Consider the following 22,819-nt stretch of genomic DNA (forward strand, 5'->3'; position numbering starts at 1 on the left):
CCATGGCGGGCACCCCCGACCTGATGGACGGCCTGCGCCAACTGCGTGAGGCCGCCCGCGAATACCAGCGCGCCGACGCGTTCTACTACGGCCGCACCACCGAGGCGTACGCCAGCGTGCGCGTGCAGATGCTGCTGGCCAAGCAGGGCGTCAATAACATCGAGCGCTTCGACTACGCACACATCCCCGTGGATACGATCGCCAACCGGCTGCGCATCCGCTCCATCGCCGCCGTACCCGAGGAGCCGGATGTGGACGGCGACGGCGTCATCGACGCCGAAGCGGATGAGGCGGTGACCGCCGCGCAGGCCGCGCTCGACCGGACGTGGGAACGGAACCAACTGGATGCCGAGGCGCCGGACGCCATCCTCAAGGCGTGCCGCAATGGCGACGCCTACCTGTTCGTCTGGCCGGTCACCGTCGACGGCGGCGCCGACGACACCGTGGGCGAGGACGGCGACCCGCCCAGCGGCCAGGTGGTGGATGTGGACGTCCGCGTCAACGGCGCGGACACGGTGCGCGCCGTCTACCGGCAGGACGACCCCCTGACCATCGACTACGTGATCAAATCGTGGACGTTCGACGAACCCGGCCCGGAGGGCCAGCCCCGGCAGCGCGCCCGCGCCACCCTCTACTACCCGCCGCGCGGCGGCCGGCGGGCACGCATCGAGCGGTGGATATCCCAGGCGGGCTGCGACGCCAGCGACTCGAAGAACTGGGACCCGTTCGACCCGGGCGACGGCCGCGGCGCCGCCTTCGAACACGACCACGGCATGCCGTGGTTTCACCTGCGCACCGATCGCCCGTACGGCAAGCCCGACCACCTGCACGCGTATGGCCCTCAGCAGATGATCGACAAGCTGGTCATCGCGCACGCCTCGTCCATCGACTACCAGAGCTTCCCGCAGCGCGTCGCCCTCATGGACCCGAAGGCCGATGACGTGCTCGGCAACCGCGGCGACCCGTTCCGGCCCGAAGACGAGGACGACGACCCGGAGGGCGGCGGCACGTCCGCCCTGAGTGCCGACCCGTCGTCGGTATGGAAGATACCGGGGGTCCGCGACGTCAAGCAGTTGGACCCGGCTGACCCGAGCGTGTTCCTTGCCCCCTTCGACCGGTACGTGCAGGCGATGGGTGAGGCCACCCAGGTCGCGCTGTACCGGTTCGGCTCCCGCTTCGCCCAAACCCCGTCGGGTGCTGCCCTGCGGATGGCTGACGCGCCCACCGACAACACAGCCCTGATCCGGCATGAGCTGTGGGGTGGGGTGATCGCCGACGCGTTCGAGCAGGCGCTCCGACTGCTGGGCATCGAGGGCGCCCGGGTGGAGGTGAAGTGGGCGCCTGTCGCGTCCGTCACCGACCTGGAGGGCTGGCAGGTCATCCAGGCGAAGATCACCGCCGGGGTGCCGGCGAAGGTCGCGCTGATGGAGGCGGGGTACACCGCCGAGCAGGCAGCCGACTGGACGAAGGACTGGCCGGACCCGGGCATCGAACGGCGGCTCGCCGTCGTCGTCAAGCTGGGCGACGCCGTGCAACGGCTGGGCGCCGGCGTGTCCCTCGGCGTGATCAGCGAGGCCATCGTGGGGCAACTGGTGCGGTGGGTGGTGGACCCGCGGGCGGCCGGCGGCGAGGAGATGCTCACGGGTGTGGGCGCGCCGCAGCTCGCCATCGACGCCAACCGCACAGGGCAGGAGGCGGGCGGCGACACGCGGCCGGGTGACGGGGTGGACGCCGGGTGACCTCGCCGCTGCCGCCGTGGCTGGCCCGGCAGGACGTCGAGGCGATCGCGTTTGAGGAGCGGGCCGCTGAACAGCTGACCGCCGCTGCCCGGCGCGAACTGGTGGCGGTCACCCGCAGGGTCACCGCCGAGTATGTGCGGCGTGCCGGCGGCGTTGACCAACTGCTGCCGGCCGACCAGGTACCCGCGTTTCGCGCTGTGCTGGTGGCCGCGCTGGCCGGGCTGAGCATCCGGGTGGGTGACCGGCTGGCCCGCATCGCCGCCGCCGGCCTGGCCTTGGGGCTGCGGCACGCCGCCGCGGTGCTCGGCAACATCCGGCTGCGACTCCGCCCATCCCCGGCGCTGCGCGACGTCGTGGCGGCGGTCAACGAGCGGGCCGCCGCCGACCTCGCCGCCGCCGTGCGCGCCGCCCGCACCGCCGACCTCGAGCGACACAGTGACGTGATGGCCGCGGTGGGTCGCGCCAATCAGGCGGTCCACCGCGTGGATGCGACCACGCGGTGGGTGGCCAACCGTGCAGTCAACGAGGGGATCGCGGCGGCGGCGGATGATGCAGTCGCGGCGCGGCTTTGGGTGGCCGAGCGCGACGCGTGCCTCACCTGCCTGGCCTACGCCGGCATGGTCGTCGGCGCCGGGGAACTGTTCCCTGCTGGGCAGACGTTCGGCGACACCTCCGCCGTGGTAGGGGCGCTGGCCGGTCCGCCCGCCCACCCGCGCTGTCGCTGCCGACTTTCGCCCTGGCTGAGCGCCAGGGAGTCCGCCGATGGCGTCAACCTACCGGACGTGCTCCGCCGGGAGGCGCAGCGGACGGTGCTGCGCGGCTGGTCGGCACACGCGTCGGAGCCGGCGCGGCTGCGCGCCGCCGACCGGGTGCTGCGCAGCCACCTCCTGGTGCCCCGTTCGGTGGCGGACCGGGCGCGCCGCGCGGTCGCAGCGGGCACCTTCGATACCTGATCCGGGAACCGCCTCAACCAATCACCCGATGCTCTGACCTGCGAAAAGTTGCCGCCAATGGCTGTCGGGCTCGTCTGCCATAGTGCCCTCCCAGTAGGCAAGATCCTCCGGAGGGAGACCGGTCGCGATGACCATCACCGAGCCGGGGCTGCGCGCCGCGACGGCCCACCCCGCCCCGTCCCTGATCGTGCTCGGCCACCGTGCCAACGGCGCCCCCATCCACTGGGCGGGCGGCGGCGACGGGGAGGCGGTCACGGCCGGCGAGGACGACGACACCGACGACGACACGGGCGACGACGAGACGGCCGGAGAGACGGACGAGTGGACGCCGCCCACCCGCGAGCAATGGGAGGCCGCCGAGACCGCCCGACGCAAAGCGAACCGCGAGGCGATGGAGCGCCGCCGGCTGCTGCAGGAGCATGGCATCGACCCGCGCACCGGCAAGAAGACGGGTGCCGACGACGACGCGGCCGCGCCCGCCGAACCGGCCGGCAGCGGCCAGAACCCAGCGGACATCAAGCGGGCACTGAAGGACGCCGCCGACCGTGCCGCGGCGAAGACGGAGCTGCGGTACAAGCCGGCGCTGCACAAGCTGGCCGCCAAGAACGCGCTGGACGACGCCGGCTGCGACCCCGGCTACCGGGACCTGGTGCTCGCCGGCCTCGACATGTCGCAGGTGGATGTGGACGATGAAGGCAACGTCTCCGGGCTGGACGAGCAGATCACCGACCTGAAAGTGCGCTACCCGGCCGTGTTCAAGCAGAAGGCCGCGACCAAGCGGACCCAGGGCACGGTGCCGGCCGGCGCCAAGACGTCCGGCGCCGACGCGGTGGACGGCGGCGCCAAGCCCACCAAGCCGGCGAAGTCCATCGGCGACTGGCGGTCGAAGATGTTGGCGCAGGCCGGCATCGACGGCGAGTAGCAGACTGGCGGCAGCACCCATGCTGGCCATTCCGGGGGGAGTCCTGGGCGCGGTGGTCGACCACTGCCGCGCCCAGGCACCCGTGGAGGCGTGCGGCATCATCGCCGGCTGGCCGGGCGGGCTGCCCACCCGGGTCATCCCGATGGCCAACGCCGAGGCGTCCGAGCACCTGTGGCGCTTCCACCGCGAGCAGCAGCTCGCCGTGTGGCGGGAACTGGACGAGCGCGGCGAAGACCCGCTCGTCATCTGGCACTCGCACCCGACCAGCCCGGCCCGGCCGTCACGCGCTGACATCCAGCTTGCCGGCGAGCCCGGCGCCCACCACCTGATCGTCTCGCTGGCCGGTGCGGAGCCGACCGCCCGGGCGTGGCGGATCCGCGACGGAAACGCCGTCGAAGACGAGCTCACCGTTGTCACTATGGAGGTCTGATGCACGCGCGCGTCGTCAACTACCGGAAGCGTGACCAGCGGCACTGCCTGGTCGATGTCGGCTTCTGGCTGCGCGGCATCCGCCGGCCGCTGCTGTTGTGCCGGCTGCGCGGGCACCGGCCGATCGTCGACGGGTACGGAGGGCTCCGGGGTGACTGGGGTCGCCGCTGGGCGATCTGCGGCCGCTGCGGCGTCCGGCCCAAACCTCAGGGCAACCTGCTCCCCGAGAGCTGGCCGATCGGCGCCCGCTACACCGGCGACCACGCCGGGCCGGCGTTGATGGCGAAGGGCCTGACCGGATACCACGCGCCGGGCCCCTGGCCCGCCAGCTCCCAGCTGGCGCTCGGCGGGCAACTGGTCGTCGGCGACCCGCACCACAAGACGTGGGGCTTCTCGCTGAAAGTGGGCAACAAGGGGTCGGAGCACACCCTCGCCGCCAGCTTCCACCTCGGTATTTTCGGCCATCTCTACCTGCACACCGAGCGATTCGGATCCTGGCTGGTGCACCGGCTCAACGGGACCGGCTACCAGTCGAAGGTGATCAGCCTGCGGCTGTCCCACGGCCACCTGTGGTGGCAGCTGTGGGCGGACCGTGACGGCGCCTGGTCGAATCGGGCGCGTGGCTGGGCGAAGTGGCACGACCACAGCCTGCAGATCGACCCGCGCACCATCCTGCTCGGCCCGAAGCAGTACAGCTACGCCGATGTCGGCGAGCCGGTGATGGCCACCGTCCGGCTGCCGCACGGCGACCAGCACGACGTGGTACTCCAGTTGCAGCGGCAGACCCTCGGTCGCAAGCGCGGCTGGTGGCGGCGACAGGCGTGGACCGCCCAGTGGGAGGCGCCCGTCGGCATCCCCACCAAGCCGGGTCGACGCGGCCGCATCTTCGGATCCGGGCAGACGCTGACTGATGCGGAGCGGGCCGCCGACTGGGTGACCGAAGCCACCGACGCGATTGCCGCTCAGATTGTGCGGGACCGCGCCCGCTACGACTGGCTCCCGCATACGCCCGTCCTGGTCACCGCCGAACCGGACCGGGACTGACCATGCTGCACGAGCTGCCCGCCGACGACCTGGTCCGGCACGAAACCACCCGCGACTGCGTGTGCGGCCCTACCGCGGTGCCCGTGGTTCGAGGGGATGGCTGCACCCGCGACATCCTCGTCCACCGCTGGCTGGACGGGCGGGAGCAGGACGAACCCGCGGCGCGCGACGCGGCTGGTTGATACCGCCGCGTCGCACGTCCGTGGTACAACTGGATCACAGCGCGCACCGGCAGCGGCCGAGACGGCCACCCGGAAGCCGCGCACCCCGGCAGCGCCTGCGACAGGCCGCCACCAGGACCGCCCGCGATGGGCATCGACACAGACCATCGCGAGCGACTGGAGTCCCCGATGCGGACCACCCTCGCCGACGTGTGGGCCGAGGCCGACAACGACCTGCCCAACCGCGGCACCATCCTCGGCTTCCGCAGCAGCGGTGAGCCCATCTACTCCCTCGGCGGCGCGGCCGCCGCCGTCATCGACGACTGGATCCCGATCGAGTACGACTCCAACGTCGTACAGCGGGTCCGCATGGACTCCGCGATCGAACGGTACGGCCAGCGGTACGTGATGCGGTCGAAGACCCGCAGCATCCCGCGGTCGGCGGGCATCACCGTCGCCTCGGGCTCCACCTACAGCGACGACACCTCCACCAACGACGAGGTCACGATCACCGCCCGGCGTTTTCACAGCCGGTTCAAGGTGGACGAGGATGACCTGGCCGACGCCAACTCGCGCATGGACGTCTTGTCCACCAAGGGCGAGGACTGGGCCATCTCCTACGCTGACACGTTCGACAACGCGTGCCTGGGTGCCACCGGCGCCGAGAACGGCACCACGATCCCGTTCACCAGCGCCTACCGCACCCTGCGGTCCAACGACTCCGACGCGTCGTACGTCGCGGACGCCAACTACCTGACGTGGGACGGCACCCCCAGCGGGCTGTACGGCAAGTTGTCGGGAGTCTTCAAGCTGGTGGAAACCGGCAAATACTGGTCGCTGGCTGACTCGCTGGTGATCGCCCACCCGGGCTGGCGGGACGCGCTGCGGATGACGGTCGACGACCAGGGCCGGCCGATCTTCATCGCCACCACCGATGGCACCCCCGACACTTTGTTCAACGTGCCGATCGCCTGGTCGCGGGGCTGCCGGGCGAGCACCGTCATGTCCGGCGACCCGACGGGCCGGGACCTGCTGTACTTCACCAACCGCCGGTTCCTGGCGCGCGGTGACCGCAGCGGGCCCGAGAGCCTGTTCCAGAACGCCCGCCCGCAGGACGACACCGACGACGCCGCGATCAAGTTCCGGGCGCGCAGGGCCTTCAAGCTCACGCACCCGAAGGCCGCGGCCGTGCTGGAGCGGGTCGGCTGAGCCGGCTGACGTGGGAGGGGTGGGCCCGATGGACTTCGCAGTGAAGACCAACGACGAGTTGCGCGAGGAGTGCGCCCATCGGGGCCTGCCCACCTACGGCAACAAGGCCTCGCTGGTCGCGCGACTGACGGCGGCCGATGAGGCTGCGGGCGCCGCCGGTCGTGGTGGGGCGGCGGCGCCCGCACCAGCCGAGCCGGCCGCGACGGACGTCGGCGGCGACCCGGACCCGGGGGAGCGGGACCGGGCCGCCGCCGAGCCGACCGACGACGACCTGGATCCCGGGGCGTGGGGGGAGCAGTCATTGAAAGACGATCTGTCAATCTCGCCGCCGACCACAGACACGGGCGCGGTTGCCGACGCGCCCGCGCCGGCCAGCGACACCCCGCCGGCGGACCCGCCGGCCGCAGACCAACCCCCGCCGCCCGCGGCCGGCGCCACCGCCGACAAACCCGTGTTGACGGCATTCATGGCCGAGTTCCCCATCGACGGGGCGTTCACGGACGAGCAGCACTGGCGGTTCGTCGCCGAGGTCGCCGTCCGGGCGCGCGCCGTCGGCCACACCCCACTCGCCGACGGCGGGCACCGGGTCGGTTGGGGCGCGGGTACCGCCGTCTACGCGATCGACCTGCGGCCGTGACCGCCGTCCTCCGCGACATCGTGGTGGAGCAGGGCGCCACCTTCGAATTCATGGTGGACCTGTTGGACGAGAACGAGCAGCGCCGCACCGACCTGGCCGGCTACACCGGTGCCATGCAGATCCGCGAACGCCCCGACGCGACCACGGTGCTGGCCACCGCCACGGTCAGCGTCGACGCCAGCAACGCCCAGGTCACCGCCACCATCCCGGCCGCCATCACCACGGAGTTCGACTGGACGGCCGGCGTTTACGACCTGGAAATCACCAACGGCGCCCGCACCGAGCGGATCGCCCAAGGCAAGGCCCGGCTCAGCCGGGAAGTCACCCGGTAGGAGAAGGTCATGGACGGCGTCTTCAACACCGCCAAGGGTAGGGCGGCCTACTACGCAACCCTCCCGGCCGCCGACGACTCCCTGATCGTCGTGCTACTGAAGGCGGACGGACTGGAAGCCGACGACACCCTCAACAACCACGCCACCCTCGCCGCGATCCTGGCCAGCGCCAACGCTGAGGCCGACTTCACCAACTACGTCCGCAAGACCCTCGCGTCGATCACCGTCACCGTCGACGACACCAACAACCGCGTGGACGTGGACGCCGCCGACTTCACTTACGCCGCTGCCGGTGGGGCGTCCAACAACACGCTCGGCAAGCTGATCATCTGCTACAAGCCGGCGTCCGGCAGCACCGACGCGGACATCATCCCGCTGACCTACCACGACTTCACCGCCACCACCGACGGGTCGGACCTGGTCGCACAGGTGGCCGCCGCCGGGTTCTACCGCGCCGCGTAGCCCGGGAGGCCGGCCGTGGCCGACAGCATCTTCGCGGGCGACGCCCCCGATGGCAGCCACAATGACGGCACCACCTACGAGCTGGGGCTGGGATGGATCACTGCCGTCGATGGGGCCTGTCTCGGCGTCCCGGTCTACGGGCCGTCCACCGCGCCGTCGTCGTGCGTGGTGAGCCTGTGGGCGATTGACTCCAGCGTCAGCGGGACCCTGCTCGCGCAGAAGACCGCGCCGGCGCCGCTGACGCCCGGGGTGTGGAACAACATCCTGTTCGACGCGCCCGTCAGCGTCACGGCGGGCGTGCACTACCGGGTCCAGTACCGGACCCCGTCGTGGTACACGTTCACCGCCGGCCGGTTCACCACCGCCGCGGTCACGGTCGGACCCCTCACCGCGTTCCGGCACGGCGTCGAGCCACCCGAGGACCCCTATCCGAACGGGTCACTACTCGTCGGCGCCGGCTACGCCTCGGACTCGGGCAATGGTGCGTGGTACGGCCTCGACGTGCTGTTCGAGGCGCCCGGTGGTCCGATCACCGTGGAGGTTGGCCAGGCGACCGAGACGGATACCGCTGCCACGCTCGGCCGCGTCAAGACCAAGGCCCTCGATCAAGCCGCCGAACTGGACGCGGCCAGCGCCATCGGCCGATCCAAGACCCATGCCATTGGGCCGGCCGTCGAAGCGGATAGCGCTGGCACGGTCGCTCGCCTCAAGACCATCCACCTCGGGCACGCCGGCGAGGCGGACAGCACCGCCGCCTTCAGTCACAGCAAGAGGCGGGCCATCGGGCAGGCGATGGAGGTGGACACCGCCAGCCCGTTCGGCCTGATGCGCACCATTGTCCTCGGTCGGGCCGTGGAGACGGACACCGCCGCCGCGCTGAGCCGCACCAAGCGCCGCACGTTGAGCCGAGCCGTGGAGACGGACACCGCCCGGTCCATCACCACCGGTGGCGGCACCGCGGCCCACGCCGACCTGCGGCACCTCGCAGGCCCGCAACGTGCTCGACACCTCGCCGGACCGCAGCGGTTGACACACCACAGGCCCTGACTGCTTGACCCGTGCCCGGACAGACGGGCACGTGGTACAACTGATCACAGCACGGCAGCGCGGCGACCGAGATGGCCCGCGCACCAGCCGCCCAGCACCCCGGCGACCGGGGATCGCAGGCCGCTCGCGACGAGCAACCACCCGACGCTCCGCGAGACAGGCCACCGCCGTGACCGAATGGGCGACCCCCTCCGATGTCCTGAGCATCGCCAAGGCCACCGTCACCGAAGACGACGTGACGTCGGCCCGGTTCATCGTGGAGTTGTTCGCCCACACCACCACCGAGGCATCCGACGCCGGCAACATCAGCAGCGGCAACCTGCGACTGCTGCGCATGGCCGTCGCCTACCAGGCGGCGTGGATGCAGGCGCACCCCGACGTGCTCACCAACGTCGACGTCGACTCCTTCAGTCAGGACGGCCAGTCCGCCGTGCACGCGCACGCCAACGCCGCCCTGCTCGCCCCCCTCGCCAAACGGTGCATCGACCGCCTGTCCTGGCGTCGAGAAAGCATCCGCACCACCACCCGCCGCCGGCCCGGCGACCGCGACAGCGCCGCCGCCGACGACAACCAGCCGTGGCGGCCCATGCACAACGGGGCGGTGATCGGCTGATGCGCGCCACCACCACCGTCACCCTGCTCGGCGGCACCACCGAAGACGAATACGGTGACGAGCGCGACGTGGCCCGGCCGCTGCGTACCGGCGTGATCGCCTCCATCATCCAGGCCAGCCCTGGCGTGGGTACCCGCGCCGCCCAGGTGCAGCTGCCAGACACCGGCACGCCGCGCACCATTCGCTCCTACGCCTGCCGCCTGCCCGCCAACACCGACATGACCGGGGTGGAGCGGCTGCGAGACGAGAGGACCGGCGCGGTCTATGTCATCGACGGGCTGACCGCTCCCGCCAGTCCAATCAACGTCCCCGACCTGCACCTGCAGCTCCGCCGCATCACCTGACCGGGGCGCGCCCACGGCCGGGTCGACTGGCCGCACCCCGCACCCGACCGACCTGTAGAGGGGAGGCCACTGCCGATGCCAGCAGCCCGTCTCGAGCCCACCGCGATCGTGCGCATCGAAGCGGCGAGCGTCCCCACGGTTCGTCGCCTCATCGTCGCGATCGCCGCGGATATGCGTGCCGGCGTGCCCGTCGACAACGGCGACCTGCTGCGGTCCATCCACGAGGAGTATCCGAAGGCCGGCCGTCCAGTGGGGCGGGTGCACGTGGGTGGCCCAGGCGCTGACCACTGGGCCAGCGTCGAATACGGGTCGCAGCCGCACGAGATCCGCTCCCATGGGCCGTGGCCGCTGCGCAACCGCAAGACCGGGCAGGTGTTCGGCCGCCGAGTCTGGCACCCCGGCACCCCGGCGCAGCCGTTCGCCCGCCCCGCAATTTACCGGGCGCGTGCCCTCGGGCTGGGGATGCCATGAGCCACCGACCCACCTCCGACCTCGTGGCTGTCGCCTGGTGCAGGGGCGTCGCCGGCATCCCGCCGGGCGCGGTCGCCACCACCCTGCCCAAGCCGGGCGCCGATGGTGTCATCCGCTGGGCGGACACCGGCTTCATCCAGGTCGGGCCGGTGGTGGGCGGGTCCATGGGCCTGGAGATGGCCACCCGCGCCCCTGTCCTGCAAATCAGCTGCTGGGCGACCAACCAGGGCAGCAGCAAGCCGCCATGGGGCAAGGCGTCCCAGCTCGCCCAGCTCATCGTCGACGGCACCTACGCCGGCCAGCAGTACGGCAAGCGCGACGTGTCCGCACACCTGCCCGACAGTTACGCCGGCGCCCGCGTCATGACCGCACTGGCCACCGAACCCCGCCGCTTCCCCGGCGACCCCGGCTCGTACGCCCGCTACCTGCTGGAACTCACGCTTAACTGGACAGACAAGGAGGGGTCATGACGGCCCTGGCAGTCAACGCGGTCATGGGACCGATCTCCGGCATCTACTGCGGCAATATCGACGCCACCGAGCCCCTCGACACACAGATCAACAGCACGCCCGCCGCGTCGGCGTGGACCGATCTAGGCGGCACCCTGGGCGGCCTGACCGTCAACATCAACCAGCAGTTCGCGATGCTGGCCATGGACCAGGTGGTCGACGTCGTGGGTCGGCGGCTGACCGAGCGGGACATACAGGTGGTCACCCAGCTCGCCGAGCCGACGCTGGACAACCTCTCCGTCGTGCTCAACGGCGGCACCGTCACCACCGGCAGCGGCTTCAAGGCATGGGACCCCGAGTTCACCAGTTCGGCGACCCAGCCGAACTACAAGAAGCTGATGTTCGACGGGTGGGCGCCCGGCGCCAACCAGGTGCGGCGCCGATTCATCATCCGCCGCGCTCTATCCATTGCCGCCGTCGGCGTGCCGTTCAGCAAAGACGGCCAGACCGTTTTCCCGGTGACGTTCGGCTGCCACTACGTCGACGCCAACACCAAGCCCTTCCGGGTTGTCGACGAAGTCGTCGCGCCGTAGCCCATGGCCGCCCCCACGCAGCAGCCGGTCGGCGTCGACCCTCGCCCGGTCGATGCCGGCCAGGGCCTGCGCGTGCTGCGCCTGGTGCGCGGCCTCGGACCTCAAGCGCTGCCCGCCGTCGTCGAGACGGCGCTGGGAGCCGACCGGTACGCCGCGCTGCTCGCCAGCGGCGGTAGCGACCAGCACATCCAGCAGCAGATCGACGCGGCCGTAGACGCCGTGTTCGGACCCAAGGAGCAGGACATGACGAGCCCCACCACCGCCGCCGCGACGCCGCCGGACGAGCCGGCCATCGACGGCGCCGACCTCGCGCCCATCGCCTTCGACACCACGGCCCCGGCGCCCGACGTCGAGCGCATCGAGGTCTTCACCATCGACGGCAAGCCGTACACCATCCCCAAGAAACTGCCGGTCCAGGACGCGCTGCGCGGGCTCGAGGTGATGGCCGACGGCGGCGAGGCCGTGCTCATCCCCTTCCTGGCCCGGGCCTACCTCGGCGACGACGGATACAAGGCCCTGCTCGCCGTCCCCACCATCACCGACGAACAGATCAACCCGATCATGCGGCGACTGCGGAAGATGTTCCTCCAGCGCCTGCGCGAGATCGCGGGAAACTGATCATGCGGGCCGGGCAACTGTTCTGGGTCCTCGACCACGACGCCGACGTCGCCAGCGACATGTCGGCGATCCACCGCGTGGCCGACCACCTGAGCATGCCTGCCCCGCGTTTCTTCGCCTTCGCCCACCGGCTGCCCGCCTACCGGGGCGTGATGCGCCTGCGCGCTGAGGAGGTCATCAACGAGCGGGAGGCCGCCCAGGCACCCTTCGCGGCGCCCGCCGCTGGCTCGCCGGCCATGACCGCGACTGGCGGCCGCGTCGAAGTGGACGCCACGCCGGCGGCGCTGGCCAGCGCCGGCCTGTCCGGCCTGTTCGAGGTGGGCGGCGGCGATGGTTGACGGGCCCGAATTCAAGATCGCCAGAGGCTTCGTCGAAGTCAACGCCAAGGTCGACAAAAACCAGGTCCAGCACGAGGCCGACAAGGCGATGGACGCCGCCGACGACTCGTTCCGCCACGGCGGGGAACGAGCCGGCGAAACGTTCACCCGCACGGCCACGGGTCGGATCCGGGACTCCCGCGGGCAGTTCGTGCGGGAGGCCGACGCCGCCGTCGCAGGGGCAGAGGGGGCGTTCGGCGCCGCCGGCCGGCGGGCCGGCGACACCTTCACCCGCGACGCCACCGGCCGCCTGCGTGACCACCGCGGCCGGTACGTCGACATCGGCACCACCCTCGGTGACGACACCAGCCGCGGCATGCGCTCCGGCATCATGCGTGGCCTCAGGAGTGTCGGCGACGACATCGGCAGACTTCTGCAGTCCACATCCCGGTCCGGCATCAAGAAGCTGTCCACGGACATCGGGAAGATCTTCGACAAGGTGCCGGGGAGCGGGCTGTTCGGCTGGCTCAACAGCAGCGTGCTCGGGACGCTGAGCAAGGCAACTCTCTACGCTGGCCTGTTCGGCGCCAGCCTGCAGGTGATCCCGCCCGTCATCTACGGCATCGCCGGCGCGCTGGCCGCGTTGCCCGCGCTGGCCGCTGCGGCCGCCGCCAGTATCGGCACCATCGTCATGGGCAGCCTGGGCATCGGTTCGGCCATCAGCGAGGTGTTCGACCCGCCGAAAACCGGCGGTGGAGGCGGCGGAGGGGGTGGTGGCGACGGCGGCGCCCGTGACCGGGTGGCGGCCGCCGAACGCCGGCTCGCCTCCGCGCAGCGGGAGGCCGCAGGCGCGCAGGAGAACCTCAACGCCGCCCGCCGTCAGGCACGCCGCGACCTGCGGGACATGATCCTCGCCCTGGCTGGCGCGCGGCTGGATGAACGATCTGCCACCCTCGCCGTCGCCGAGGCCGAGCGTGAGCTTTACCGCGTGCAGGCTGACCGCCACGCCGACGAATTGGACCGGCAGCGCGCCCAAATCTCTCTTGAACAGGCCCAGCATGCGCTGGCGGAGGCGAAGATCCGCGCCCAGGATCTGACCGAAGACCAGGCCCTCGCGGCCAAGGCGGGGGTCGAGGGTAGCGATCTGGTGAAGGCCGCCCTGGAGCGGCAGCAGGCGGCCACCGACGGGCTCATCGACGCGCAGCAGGCCCTCAAGCAGGCCCACGAGTCGACAGCCAAGGCCGGGGCCGGCGGTGCCGCCGCGGTGGAACGCGCCTACGACAAACTCACCCCGTCGGCCAAACGGTTCGTCGACGTCATCGCCAAATACAGGGATGACCTGCGCGGACTGAAGACCCTCGCGCAGGAGCGGATCTTCCGAGGACTGGACGAGCACCTCGACGGGTTCCTCAAACGGTGGCTGCCGGAGGCACGCCGCGGGATCAAGCTGTTCGGCGACGACTGGAACCACACCCTCACCCAGACGATGGACGCCTTTTCCAGCCCCAAGTTCATCAAGTCCGTCGACAAGATGCTGCACGTCGCTGACGAGGTGTGGGACGGGTTCAACAGGCGGATCCCCGACATCGCCGATATGTTCGCCAACCTTTTCACTGAGTCGGAGCCGTTCGTCAAGAAGTTCCTCGGCCACCTGGGGGACCTGCTTGACGACTGGAACGGGATGATCGACAAGAACACCAAGAACGGGTCGCTCAAGAAGTGGTTCTCCGACGCCGCCGACCAGGCCAACGCCCTGCTCGACGTCGGCAAGGAGCTGACCCACATCATCGGCCAGATCTCGGACATCGCACTCGACGACGCGCAGAACAAGGGCAAGAAGTCCGGCCTGGAGAGCATGGCCGACGGGCTCAAGCGGTTCTCCGACTGGCTGGACACTGACGAGGGCCGCGCGTCGATGAAGGGCTGGATTGACGCTTTCAAGGGCTTCGCCGCGGCGCTCATCGATGCTGTTGCCTGGCTCGGCAAGCTGGGGAAGGCATGGGAAGACTTCGAAAATGACCGGAAGGGAAACCAGCGCAAGGTCAAAATCTGGGCGCTGGAGCTGACCACAGTCTTCAACGACGCCTACGGGACGATCCTCGACGGCGCCGTCTGGGCGTTCGGTTGGATCCCCGGTCTTGGGTCGAAGTTGAAGGACAGTCAGAAGAAGTTCCGTGAATTCCGCGATGCCGTCAACCGGGAGCTGGCCAACCTCCACGACAAGACGATCAAAATAGACATCAAGCCCAACACATCCCGGCTGGACAAGGTATTGAACCAGCTGGCCCGCTACGGGGTCCCCATGCGCCACGGCGGCATCCTCCAGGCCGCCAACGGCCTACTCACCGGCACCGGTGGCGCCGGCATCTTCACCGCCCCCACCGTTGTGTTCGGCGAACGCGGCACCGCCCGCGACGGCGGCTCCAAGGAGGCGTACGTTCCCGAGAACATCCCGCGGACGCGCGCGCTGGGCATCCTCGGCGAGGCGGCCAGTTGGCACGGCGCGCGGGTGGTGCCCAGCGAGGGCGCGGCCAGTGGCGGCGGCTCACTCCAGGCTGGCCAGCCGGTCTACGTGGTCGTCCAGTTCGACTTCCCCACCGGCCCGGTCACCCAGATCGTGCGCGGTGTCATCAGTGATAACCCCCGCGATGTCGCTGACGCGGCCCGTGAGGGCGATCGGCAGCGCGGCTGGATCAGCCCGCAGCGAGCGGGGCGGTGACCCGTGACTGACGTGCCCATTTTCCTCGGCCGACCGGAAGCACTGCACGCGCTCCCCTACCCCCGGGGCGGCGCCGACATCACCCGAGCCCGCACCCGCGCCGCGTTCACCCTCGGCTCCGGCGGCATCCGGATGGCGCAACTGCCCGGCGGCAAGCGGCGCTTTTCCTACGCGTGGCAGTCCCTCGACATGGCCACCTACGCCATCATTCAGGCGTTTGACCAGGGCCACGAGGGGCCCGGCCCGTTCGTGCTGCTGGACCCATCGCAGGTCAACATGCTCACCGACAACCAGTCGGCCGCCACCAGCGTGCGCAACGACACCCGCAACTTCACCGTCTCCGGGTCGGGCGGCACCCTCGCCTCCGACGCCACCATCAACGAACGCGGACCCGCGTCGCTGCGCTGGGACTTCGCCGTCGGCAACCCAGCCGGCGCGCTGCTCACCATCGACTCGCCGAGCCCGGAGTGGCCAGGCGTCCCCGTCGTCAACAACAGCGTCGACGGCCCGGACATCAACGCCAATCCGCTCTTCGAGGCGGACGTGAGCGACTGGGCGCCCAACGCTGGCGAGGGCACGGTCACCTGGTCCACCGCGCAGGCGCACGAGGGCGCGGCGAGCCTGTTGCTCACCCCGGACGGTGCGGGGACCCAGGCGGCGGCCCACAGCACCGCGGTGCCGGGTATCTCTCCGGGCCAGATGCTGCGCGCGTCGGCGTGGGTGCGGTGCGCGGTCGGCCGCAACATCCAGCTGCGCATCGACTGGAGGACCGGCGGCGGCACCTACCTCTCGTCGACTACGACGACGACCGCCGTGGTCGCCAATACCTGGACCCACCTCGACGTCGTCGGGACCGCCCCGGCGACCACAGCGCAGGCGGGCATCACCGTGCTGATGACCGGCACCCCGCCGATCGGACACCTGCTGCATGTGGACGAGGCACGGCTGCGCCGGTTCACCCCCGGCCGCAGCCTCTGCTTCAGCTTCCGCGTCCTCGGCGGCGGCACCAACCCCGCCGTCACCCTCACGCCGCAACTGCGGTGGCTGAACGCCGCCGGCGCCACCCTGGCCACCACCTCCGGGACGGCCGTAGCCGCCACCGATATCGCCCGCACCACCATGTTCGTCACCGGCACCCCGCCACTCAGCGCGGCATTCGTGGTACCCCAAGTGGCGGCAACCGGCGCCAGTATCAGCGCCGCCGCCAAGCTCTGGCTGGAGCAGCTCCAGCTGGAGGCGGCGAGCGCACCCACCGCGTGGCGGCCCGGCACCGGCGTCCTGCCCGTCCAGGTAGTGAGCCTGCCCGAGTCGTGGCCGTGGGGCTGGCCCGACCACCGCTCCGGCGCCATCCTCACCCTGCAGGAAGTGGGTGCCTGATGCAGTCCGCCTCCAACAACCTGGTCCGCGCCGCCACCGGCGCCAACGTCACCTGGTTGCCGCCCACCGTCCGCGCCGACTGGGGTGAGGACGGCTACGGCGCCAGCGGCGGCTGGGGTGTGCCCAATCTCGTCAACGACACATTCGACGACCGCGCCACCAGTGGCGGCTGGGGTGCCGCCGACGCCAGCACCACACACGCCCAAGCGTGGTCCACCAGCGGCGGCGCCAGCAACGACTACGCCGTCGCCGGCGGCTACGGCACACACCAGCACAGCGCCACCAACGTCGCGCACCACACGCTGCTCGGCTTCGACGTGCCTGACACCGACATCCTGGCGGGCGTCAACCTCACAACCGGCGCGACCGGCGCCAACCTGGAGGCCGGTGTTCTCACCCGCTACACCTCAGTCACCAGTCACTACGAGGCGCAGGTCGAGCGGCATCCCGGCAGTCGCGTCCTCGACACCTTCAGCCGCAACGTGACTGCCGGCTGGGGCAACGCCGACACCGGCCACCCATGGACCGTGCTCGGCACGGCGTCCGAGTGGAACGTGGTGGGCGGCACCACCGGACGAATCACGCTGGCCAACCCGGGCGACCTTCACATCGCCCACCTCGACATCGGCGACCCAGACCACGAATGCCAAGCCGCGTTCGCTATCCCCGTCGTGCCCAGCTCCGCACCGATCACCGTCCGCGTCGCTGGCCGCTTCGTCGACCCCAACAACTACTACGAGGCGCAACTGATGCTCGCCGCGGGCGGTGGCGTTCGGCTGGTGCTCTTCAGGTGGGTGAATGGCGTCAATGTCAACGTCAGCCTTCTGACCGGCGTCGGCGCCCACACCGCGGGCAACACCTGGAATGTGGCTCTCTCGTGCCTTGGCCGGACGATCCGAGCCAGGGCCTGGAAGTCGACCGACCCCCGGCCGGGCTGGCAGGTGTCGTACGCCGAGACATCGACCACCCCACCCGCCGGAACCAGGGTGGGCGTGCTGGCCATCCGCGAGAGCGGCAACACCAACGGCACTGTCAACGTCGACTTGCCAGACTTCGTTGCCAATGGCGACCCGTCATTGCCGGAGAGCAACGTCAACGTTCGGCTCGTCAAGCGGAGCGGCTCGACCACCGTGCTCGCCCAGGCTCGGCTGCCGTTCATGGCCACCGCTGGGCAGACGGTGTGGCTGCGCACCCAAACCTCCGGTGCGCTGATTCGCGTCAAGGCGTGGCATACCGACAGCGCGCCGCGCGCCGTTTGGGACGTCCAGGTCCGGGACGCCGGCAGTCCGCTGCCCACCGGCCGCGTCGGCGTCCGGTCGCTGATCAACACCGGATTCCTGGCTTCACAGTTGCCCAACACCATCCGTTTCAAGCAGTTCCGGATGGTCAACGGCGGTGTCGACGACCTCACCGACCAGGTCGGCGACGGATACGAGGTCGCGCACACGATTGACGACGGCCTGCCCGACCAGGTCGCCTTTGTGAGTGGGGTGGGTGTCCCCGAGCTGTCCATCGGGCTGGCCGACGGCCGTGATGGCATGTCGCCCGCCGAGTATTTCTCGCCCTTCAACGCGGCGTCTCCAGTGTGCGACTTCGACCGGGACGTTGCCCCCGTCACCCTTGACCAGGGCCTTGTCACCGCCGCTGGGCCGGAGGAGGTGCGGCTGTTCACCGGTCGCATGACTAACCTGCCCATGCGTGGTAGTTCCAGCCTCACCGGGGTCTCTGCTACCCGACTGAAGCTGGCCAAGGCGGTGCAGCCGCCGCCGGTGCTCGCGGAGCTCGAGGGCGGCGACGCGACGTGGCTGATCAGCTGGACGCTGCACCAGTGCGACGTGCACGTCTCGCCGCCCGTCCGCGTCGGCTGCCGTTTCCATGCCACCATGCACGGCGCCATCCGGCCGGCCATCCCCGCCGACCAGGATGTCGTTTACAACGTCCGGCCTTACGACTCCGCCAACCGGCCGTTCAACCTGGAGTTCATCCCGGGCCCATTCGTGCTCGCGCCCAACCTGGGCATTGACGCCACCCGCAAGGACCGGGCGGTTATCCAGCTGGGCCACCTCGGCGACGGCGACGGCGCGCTCATCCGCACGGCCTACCGCGGCCGCTTCGAATGCTGGATCAAGGGCCAGGCCACCAACGCCGCCGCCGCGCCCGGCGGACCCGGCAGCGCCCTGGTCAGCTTCAGTATCCAGGCGTTCTCCGACGGCGGCAGCGGCTATGCATTCATGGGCATTGACAACAACCGGCACCCCTACGTCCGACTGATGGGCGCCGCCGCCGACTGGACGTACACCGGCGCGCAGACGCTGCCCACCGACGGCGGCTGGTATTTCCTCGGCTGCGCCTACGACTATTCGGCCGGCAAGGCGGCCGTGAACCTGAACGGGACGGTGAGCGCGTCAGCCGCCGCGGCCGGCGTCTTTAACATCAACGACCTGCCGATTCGGGAGATCAACCCCAACGGGACGTCCAACCAGCAGTTTGTGCACTTCAGCTATCTGCCCGTCGCAGAGGTGCAGTTCACCACCGGCGCCAACGCCGATCCGAACACGGCACCCTGGCTCAACCAGCTGCCCTGGCGGGTCGGCGCCGTCGTCCACCCCTCCGCTAACCGCTTCGCCGCGCTAGTGGAGACGGAGGCCACCGAGGCATGGGAGCTGATCGGCAACCGCGCGAAAACCGAGCTGGCATCGGTGCACTGCGACGAGCAGGACATCCTCCACTACCTACCCGCCGGCTACTGGACGCAGAGCGCGCAGCAGGTGCCGACGGAGACGATCTCCACCGATGTCAACGCCGGGCCACTCAACATCAGCCTCGACCCGTCGCGGATCCGCAACACGGTGCAGGTGTCATACAACCGCACCGAGGTGTCCACCGCCAATGTCTCCGTCTACCAGTCCACCGAACGGCTGGCCGTCCCCCGCGGCAGCACCAGCCTGGATGTCACGCTCGCCACGACTGCCGTCCGGCTGTACGCCGGATATCTCGACATCCTGCGGCCGTCGCAGATGGACGGCACTGACCCGTCACCCGACAACACCTCGTGGATCACGCTGAACACCGCGGCCGACGGCACTGGCCTGGAGCTGTTCTACCCGAAGGCTTACGCCCAGGTCCACCTCATCGACGCCAACACCGCGCGACTGACCCTGACCAATAACACGAGCGCCACGGTGTACGCGGTCAACGACGGCTCCGTCCCCTATATCAACATCGCCGGCCGGGCGGTCACCCAGACCCTCGCCACCCAGACCGCCGTCGACGACGACAGCATCGCGGCGCGCGGCGAACGGTCGATGACCGTCAACCTCCCCGAAATTCAGCGGCCTGGCGACGCCCAGCAGATCGCCGGCGCGCTGGTCGCCGAACTGGCGCGCGCCGCGCCCGTCGTCGACGACGTCACCCTGTTCGGCGACCCCCGCCGGCAGCCTGGCGACCTGGTGATCGTCGACGACCCCAGTCAGACCAAGGCCAACGGCCGGTATCGCCTCAACTCGGTGGTCCACCGCAAGGTCGGCGCCGCCTTCACGCAGGTGGTCCGCGCCCGGCGAGCGCTGCCGCCCGGGACGTGGGGCAACAGCACCTGGAACGAATGCCTGTGGACGGAGTGACGTGACCTACCCCCTCACCATCCCAATCACCGGCAGCCCCGTCTCCGTCGCCGGATTCGCCAAGCCGGCCGTCGACGCGATCACCGACCTCGACAAGCGGGTCAAGACCCTGGAGCCCGGCGATGCCATTCCTGCCTCCAACGACCAGCCATCGGAGGTCACCACCAGCTCAACCGGGTTCGTGGCCAATGCCAGCGTCTGCGGAACTGGTTTCACCGCCCCACTGTCCGGTCGCGTCGTCGTCATGTGGGCCGCCGTCATCCGCGCCACCTCCGGCGCCGGATTCGGTGTCTGCTCCTACGAGCTGCGCACAGGGAGCGACGTCGGCTCGGGTGCAGTCGTCGTCGCACCCAGCCTGGACCGTGGCTGCCAGAACAGCGGTACGAGCACCGTCGCCAGTAGCACTTTTCATTGCGTGACCGGCCTGACGCCAGGCGACACCTACAACGTCCAGCTCATGTATGCGAGCCAGACGGGCACCACCTCCGGCTTTGCCCGCCGACGGCTCCTGATCATTCCCATCCCCTGACCCTGAAGGACTGAGGAGGCCAGATGGAGATCATCACCCGTGCCCAATGGGGTGCCCGCTCACCGGCGGGCACCGTCCACACCACCACCTGGGCCAGCCGGACCGGCTTCGCCGTGCACTACTCCGGCGCTAACAAGGACCAGACGCCCCGGGCGATCCAGGACTACCACATCGGCAAGGGCTGGTCGGACATCGGCTACAACTTCCTCGTCGACACTGCCGGCCGCATCTACGAGGGCCGTGGGTGGATGGCGGTCGGGGCGCACATCGCCGGCCACAACACCGCCAACATCGGCGTGTGCATGATCGGCGAGGACAAGGACGTCACCGACGCGGCTAAGGCCGCGATCAGGTGGCTGTACGACGAGGCCCTCCGCCGCGCCGGCAAGACCTTGACGAAGCGGTACCACTCGCTGCTGGCGGCCACCAGCTGCCCGGGGGCGCGTCTGCGCGCCTGGGTGATCGCGGGCATGCCCACGCCGGGCGGCACCACGCCGGTGTCGACGCCGGCACCCACCAACCCCACCGACTGGACGGAGGCCATCGTGGCCCAGCTTCCCACCCTCAAGCGCGGATCCAAGGGGGCGGCTGTCGGCCGCCTGCAGGGCCTGCTGCACGCGGCCGGCTACCGCGGCTCGAAGATCGACGGCGATTTCGGGCCCGCCACCGAGAAGGACCTGAAGGTATTCCAGGCCAAGAAGAAGGTCCAGAACTCGGTGACCAAGGCCGGCGCCGGGGACGGCCAGGCCGGCCGGTACACCTGGACCGCCCTGCTCGGGGCCTGAGGGCGGTGGATCGTGTCCTCGCGATCTGCGGCCTCATCGTGGCGGTGGGTGCCGCGGCTGAGGTGCTCCGCCGGGTGGTGGGGTGGGTGATCGGCACCATGCGCCGCCTCGGCCGCCTCGCCGACGATCTGCTGGGGGAGCCTGCTCGTGGCGACCAGCCAGCCAGGCCGGGGCTGATGGACCGGGTGGCCGGCATGGACCGCCGCCTCGCCGCGGTCGAGCAGCTCGTGCACCAGGAGCTGACCCACAACGGTGGGTCGTCCATGAAAGACCAGGTCACGCAGGTCGCGCGGGCGACCGGCGCCGACCAGCACTAACCCCCCACTGAGGAGAGAGCATGTCTGATCATCTGGTATCGCTGATCCGGACATATGTCCCCATTGCCGTTGGCTCCGCGCTGGCCTGGCTGGCGTCGACGCTCGGCGTCGTGCTCGGCGATGACGCGTCGACCGCGCTGACCGTCGGCGTTGTCGCCCTGGCGACGGCCATCTACTACGCGGTGGCGCGTGCGCTGGAGTCGCGGTGGCCGGCGCTCGGGGTGCTGCTCGGCGCGGCCCGGCCGCCGACGTACGAGCAGCAGCGGTAGCTACACCTTTCAGCACCACAGCGAGAACGCCCCGCTTCCTGGCTTCGGCCGGGAGCGGGGCGTTCCGTCGTCTGCGGGGGGGTCAGCGGCGGGCGGCGAGCGCGGCGATCCGGGCCTTGTCGTCGGCGGTCAGCTCGCGCTGGAGGACGCGGCCGATGTGCCGTCCGGACTGCTCGCCCCACCAGAGCGCGTTGGTGTGGCGGAGGGCAACCTCGCGGTAGATCGCGATGAGCTGGTCGACGAGTTCGGCGGGCTGCTGGCCGGCGGTGGCGCGGATCGTGGCGTCGATCTGGCCGAGCACCTCGGCGCGGTCGTGCTCGCCGTGCCGGATGAGCTGGGGGTGGTGGGCGGTCAGGGCGGGCAGGTCGGTCACGGCGGCTCCCATCTCGTATTGACAAGTACAGCTTGTCAAACTGTGGAGCCCGGTGGCGGAAGGAGCGCGAGGAGCGCCGCGCCGCCAGTGCCTCGCGCGACTAGCCAGCACCACAACGATGGCGCCCCACCTGGCTTCGGCCAGGGTGGGGCGCCATCGTTGTGTCCGGGGTCAGGGAAGCCGGGCCACCTGCACATCCAGGCCCATGCCGCGCATCGCCTCGGCGTAGCCCTCCAACCACGCCAGGGCGGCCCGGCGTGGGTCCTCCCCGTCCGGGTGCTCGTAGATCGTCCACGTGAGCAGGCCCGCATACACGGTGTCGTCCTTGGCGCCACGCCGCCACGTCCGCGCCACCTCACCGGGTAGGCCGGCAGCGACGGAACGGTCCAGTAGCGACTGAATTTCGGCGTGGGCTTCGTCCCGGGTCAGTCCACCGGGGCCGATCATCGGCCGGATCAGCAGGTCATCCGCACTGACCTCGACCTGCATG

The 22,819-nt window shown here is 70.4% G+C and carries 27 protein-coding genes; 25 read left to right on the forward strand and 2 right to left on the reverse strand.

Going from position 1 to position 22,819, the window contains the following annotated elements:
* Window positions 1-2: 2 nt before the first annotated feature.
* The 25 genes from KJS59_RS07530 to KJS59_RS07650 all read left to right on the forward strand — a co-directional run bounded on the left by KJS59_RS07530 (window position 3) and on the right by KJS59_RS07650 (window position 21,956).
* Entirely contained in the window at window positions 3-1,739 is a 1,737-nt protein-coding gene (locus tag KJS59_RS07530) for a hypothetical protein (protein ID WP_213451578.1), read from the forward strand.
* Window positions 1,736-2,692, forward strand: a complete 957-nt coding sequence (locus KJS59_RS07535) for a hypothetical protein (RefSeq protein WP_213451579.1) — start codon at window positions 1,736-1,738, stop codon at window positions 2,690-2,692. Before KJS59_RS07530 ends, KJS59_RS07535 begins: the two co-directional genes overlap by 4 nt.
* A 127-nt stretch (window positions 2,693-2,819) precedes the next feature.
* On the forward strand, window positions 2,820-3,614 hold the full coding sequence (locus KJS59_RS07540) for a phage scaffolding protein (RefSeq protein WP_213451580.1): 795 nt from the start codon (window positions 2,820-2,822) through the stop codon (window positions 3,612-3,614).
* A 19-nt stretch (window positions 3,615-3,633) separates the two neighbouring features.
* Window positions 3,634-4,044: a Mov34/MPN/PAD-1 family protein gene (locus KJS59_RS07545; RefSeq protein WP_213451581.1), complete on the forward strand. Its 411-nt coding sequence runs from the start codon at window positions 3,634-3,636 to the stop codon at window positions 4,042-4,044.
* On the forward strand, window positions 4,044-5,087 hold the full coding sequence (locus tag KJS59_RS07550) for a hypothetical protein (RefSeq protein WP_213451582.1): 1,044 nt from the start codon (window positions 4,044-4,046) through the stop codon (window positions 5,085-5,087). The genes KJS59_RS07545 and KJS59_RS07550 overlap by 1 nt, the downstream gene beginning before the upstream one ends.
* 2 nt (window positions 5,088-5,089) lie before the next feature.
* Window positions 5,090-5,269: a hypothetical protein gene (locus tag KJS59_RS07555; protein WP_213451583.1), complete on the forward strand. Its 180-nt coding sequence runs from the start codon at window positions 5,090-5,092 to the stop codon at window positions 5,267-5,269.
* Window positions 5,270-5,437: 168 nt separating this feature from the next.
* Entirely contained in the window at window positions 5,438-6,457 is a 1,020-nt protein-coding gene (locus tag KJS59_RS07560; RefSeq protein ID WP_213451584.1) for a phage major capsid family protein, read from the forward strand.
* A 28-nt stretch (window positions 6,458-6,485) separates the two neighbouring features.
* Window positions 6,486-7,094 carry an SAP domain-containing protein gene (locus KJS59_RS07565; RefSeq protein WP_213451585.1) on the forward strand — a complete coding sequence of 203 codons (609 nt, stop codon included), beginning with the start codon at window positions 6,486-6,488 and terminating at the stop codon, window positions 7,092-7,094.
* Window positions 7,091-7,426, forward strand: coding sequence for a hypothetical protein (locus KJS59_RS07570; RefSeq protein WP_213451586.1), 336 nt, complete (start codon window positions 7,091-7,093; stop codon window positions 7,424-7,426). The genes KJS59_RS07565 and KJS59_RS07570 overlap by 4 nt, the downstream gene beginning before the upstream one ends.
* 9 nt (window positions 7,427-7,435) lie before the next feature.
* Window positions 7,436-7,888 carry a hypothetical protein gene (locus KJS59_RS07575; RefSeq protein WP_213451587.1) on the forward strand — a complete coding sequence of 151 codons (453 nt, stop codon included), beginning with the start codon at window positions 7,436-7,438 and terminating at the stop codon, window positions 7,886-7,888.
* A 15-nt stretch (window positions 7,889-7,903) separates the two neighbouring features.
* Window positions 7,904-8,935 carry a DUF4082 domain-containing protein gene (locus tag KJS59_RS07580; protein WP_213451588.1) on the forward strand — a complete coding sequence of 344 codons (1,032 nt, stop codon included), beginning with the start codon at window positions 7,904-7,906 and terminating at the stop codon, window positions 8,933-8,935.
* 169 nt (window positions 8,936-9,104) lie between these two features.
* Entirely contained in the window at window positions 9,105-9,548 is a 444-nt protein-coding gene (locus KJS59_RS07585; protein ID WP_213451589.1) for a hypothetical protein, read from the forward strand.
* The gene (locus tag KJS59_RS07590) at window positions 9,548-9,892 is read left to right on the forward strand and encodes a hypothetical protein (protein WP_213451590.1); all 345 of its coding nucleotides are present in this window, start codon (window positions 9,548-9,550) and stop codon (window positions 9,890-9,892) included. The genes KJS59_RS07585 and KJS59_RS07590 overlap by 1 nt, the downstream gene beginning before the upstream one ends.
* Before the next feature lie 75 nt (window positions 9,893-9,967).
* Window positions 9,968-10,363 carry an HK97 gp10 family phage protein gene (locus tag KJS59_RS07595; RefSeq protein WP_213451591.1) on the forward strand — a complete coding sequence of 132 codons (396 nt, stop codon included), beginning with the start codon at window positions 9,968-9,970 and terminating at the stop codon, window positions 10,361-10,363.
* On the forward strand, window positions 10,360-10,833 hold the full coding sequence (locus KJS59_RS07600; protein WP_213451592.1) for a hypothetical protein: 474 nt from the start codon (window positions 10,360-10,362) through the stop codon (window positions 10,831-10,833). Before KJS59_RS07595 ends, KJS59_RS07600 begins: the two co-directional genes overlap by 4 nt.
* Window positions 10,830-11,405 carry a hypothetical protein gene (locus KJS59_RS07605; RefSeq protein WP_213451593.1) on the forward strand — a complete coding sequence of 192 codons (576 nt, stop codon included), beginning with the start codon at window positions 10,830-10,832 and terminating at the stop codon, window positions 11,403-11,405. Before KJS59_RS07600 ends, KJS59_RS07605 begins: the two co-directional genes overlap by 4 nt.
* 3 nt (window positions 11,406-11,408) lie before the next feature.
* On the forward strand, window positions 11,409-12,023 hold the full coding sequence (locus KJS59_RS07610; RefSeq protein ID WP_213451594.1) for a hypothetical protein: 615 nt from the start codon (window positions 11,409-11,411) through the stop codon (window positions 12,021-12,023).
* A gap of 2 nt (window positions 12,024-12,025) precedes the next feature.
* Window positions 12,026-12,361 (forward strand): hypothetical protein, encoded by a 336-nt coding sequence (locus KJS59_RS07615; protein WP_213451595.1) that lies wholly within the window; start codon window positions 12,026-12,028, stop codon window positions 12,359-12,361.
* Window positions 12,354-15,059, forward strand: a complete 2,706-nt coding sequence (locus KJS59_RS07620) for a hypothetical protein (protein ID WP_213451596.1) — start codon at window positions 12,354-12,356, stop codon at window positions 15,057-15,059. The genes KJS59_RS07615 and KJS59_RS07620 overlap by 8 nt, the downstream gene beginning before the upstream one ends.
* Window positions 15,060-15,062: 3 nt before the next feature.
* Entirely contained in the window at window positions 15,063-16,436 is a 1,374-nt protein-coding gene (locus KJS59_RS07625) for a hypothetical protein (RefSeq protein ID WP_213451597.1), read from the forward strand.
* Complete coding sequence (locus KJS59_RS07630) at window positions 16,436-20,056, forward strand: hypothetical protein (RefSeq protein ID WP_213451598.1); 3,621 nt, start codon at window positions 16,436-16,438, stop codon at window positions 20,054-20,056. Before KJS59_RS07625 ends, KJS59_RS07630 begins: the two co-directional genes overlap by 1 nt.
* A gap of 1 nt (window position 20,057) precedes the next feature.
* Window positions 20,058-20,585 (forward strand): hypothetical protein, encoded by a 528-nt coding sequence (locus tag KJS59_RS07635; RefSeq protein ID WP_213451599.1) that lies wholly within the window; start codon window positions 20,058-20,060, stop codon window positions 20,583-20,585.
* Between the two features lie 23 nt (window positions 20,586-20,608).
* Window positions 20,609-21,370: a peptidoglycan recognition protein family protein gene (locus KJS59_RS07640; protein WP_213451600.1), complete on the forward strand. Its 762-nt coding sequence runs from the start codon at window positions 20,609-20,611 to the stop codon at window positions 21,368-21,370.
* Window positions 21,371-21,375: 5 nt separating this feature from the next.
* Window positions 21,376-21,687 (forward strand): hypothetical protein, encoded by a 312-nt coding sequence (locus KJS59_RS07645; protein WP_213451601.1) that lies wholly within the window; start codon window positions 21,376-21,378, stop codon window positions 21,685-21,687.
* A 20-nt stretch (window positions 21,688-21,707) separates the two neighbouring features.
* On the forward strand, window positions 21,708-21,956 hold the full coding sequence (locus KJS59_RS07650; protein ID WP_213451602.1) for a hypothetical protein: 249 nt from the start codon (window positions 21,708-21,710) through the stop codon (window positions 21,954-21,956).
* Window positions 21,957-22,038: 82 nt separating this feature from the next.
* On the opposite strand, the gene KJS59_RS07655 is transcribed toward KJS59_RS07650, so the two are convergent.
* Both KJS59_RS07655 and KJS59_RS07660 read right to left on the reverse strand, forming a co-directional pair.
* Window positions 22,039-22,329: a hypothetical protein gene (locus KJS59_RS07655; RefSeq protein WP_213451603.1), complete on the reverse strand. Its 291-nt coding sequence runs from the start codon at window positions 22,327-22,329 to the stop codon at window positions 22,039-22,041.
* A gap of 171 nt (window positions 22,330-22,500) precedes the next feature.
* Window positions 22,501-22,819, reverse strand: a 319-nt coding sequence (locus tag KJS59_RS07660) for a hypothetical protein (protein WP_213451604.1), incomplete at its 5' end; no start/stop codon positions are given.

It is taken from the genome of Rhizomonospora bruguierae (assembly GCF_018397995.1).
In the GTDB taxonomy this organism is placed as follows: Bacteria; Actinomycetota; Actinomycetes; order Mycobacteriales; family Micromonosporaceae; genus Rhizomonospora; species Rhizomonospora bruguierae.

Bases quoted from the DNA above. Each gene is read 5' to 3' on its own strand.
- KJS59_RS07530 (WP_213451578.1), top strand. From the start codon at position 3: ATGGCGGGCACCCCCGACCTGATGGACGGCCTGCGCCAACTGCGTGAG.
- KJS59_RS07540 (WP_213451580.1), top strand. From the start codon at position 2,820: ATGACCATCACCGAGCCGGGGCTGCGCGCCGCGACGGCCCACCCCGCC.
- KJS59_RS07545 (WP_213451581.1), top strand. From the start codon at position 3,634: ATGCTGGCCATTCCGGGGGGAGTCCTGGGCGCGGTGGTCGACCACTGC.
- KJS59_RS07550 (WP_213451582.1), top strand. From the start codon at position 4,044: ATGCACGCGCGCGTCGTCAACTACCGGAAGCGTGACCAGCGGCACTGC.
- KJS59_RS07555 (WP_213451583.1), top strand. From the start codon at position 5,090: ATGCTGCACGAGCTGCCCGCCGACGACCTGGTCCGGCACGAAACCACC.
- KJS59_RS07560 (WP_213451584.1), top strand. From the start codon at position 5,438: ATGCGGACCACCCTCGCCGACGTGTGGGCCGAGGCCGACAACGACCTG.
- KJS59_RS07565 (WP_213451585.1), top strand. From the start codon at position 6,486: ATGGACTTCGCAGTGAAGACCAACGACGAGTTGCGCGAGGAGTGCGCC.
- KJS59_RS07575 (WP_213451587.1), top strand. From the start codon at position 7,436: ATGGACGGCGTCTTCAACACCGCCAAGGGTAGGGCGGCCTACTACGCA.
- KJS59_RS07590 (WP_213451590.1), top strand. From the start codon at position 9,548: ATGCGCGCCACCACCACCGTCACCCTGCTCGGCGGCACCACCGAAGAC.
- KJS59_RS07595 (WP_213451591.1), top strand. From the start codon at position 9,968: ATGCCAGCAGCCCGTCTCGAGCCCACCGCGATCGTGCGCATCGAAGCG.
- KJS59_RS07600 (WP_213451592.1), top strand. From the start codon at position 10,360: ATGAGCCACCGACCCACCTCCGACCTCGTGGCTGTCGCCTGGTGCAGG.
- KJS59_RS07605 (WP_213451593.1), top strand. From the start codon at position 10,830: ATGACGGCCCTGGCAGTCAACGCGGTCATGGGACCGATCTCCGGCATC.
- KJS59_RS07610 (WP_213451594.1), top strand. From the start codon at position 11,409: ATGGCCGCCCCCACGCAGCAGCCGGTCGGCGTCGACCCTCGCCCGGTC.
- KJS59_RS07615 (WP_213451595.1), top strand. From the start codon at position 12,026: ATGCGGGCCGGGCAACTGTTCTGGGTCCTCGACCACGACGCCGACGTC.
- KJS59_RS07620 (WP_213451596.1), top strand. From the start codon at position 12,354: ATGGTTGACGGGCCCGAATTCAAGATCGCCAGAGGCTTCGTCGAAGTC.
- KJS59_RS07630 (WP_213451598.1), top strand. From the start codon at position 16,436: ATGCAGTCCGCCTCCAACAACCTGGTCCGCGCCGCCACCGGCGCCAAC.
- KJS59_RS07640 (WP_213451600.1), top strand. From the start codon at position 20,609: ATGGAGATCATCACCCGTGCCCAATGGGGTGCCCGCTCACCGGCGGGC.
- KJS59_RS07650 (WP_213451602.1), top strand. From the start codon at position 21,708: ATGTCTGATCATCTGGTATCGCTGATCCGGACATATGTCCCCATTGCC.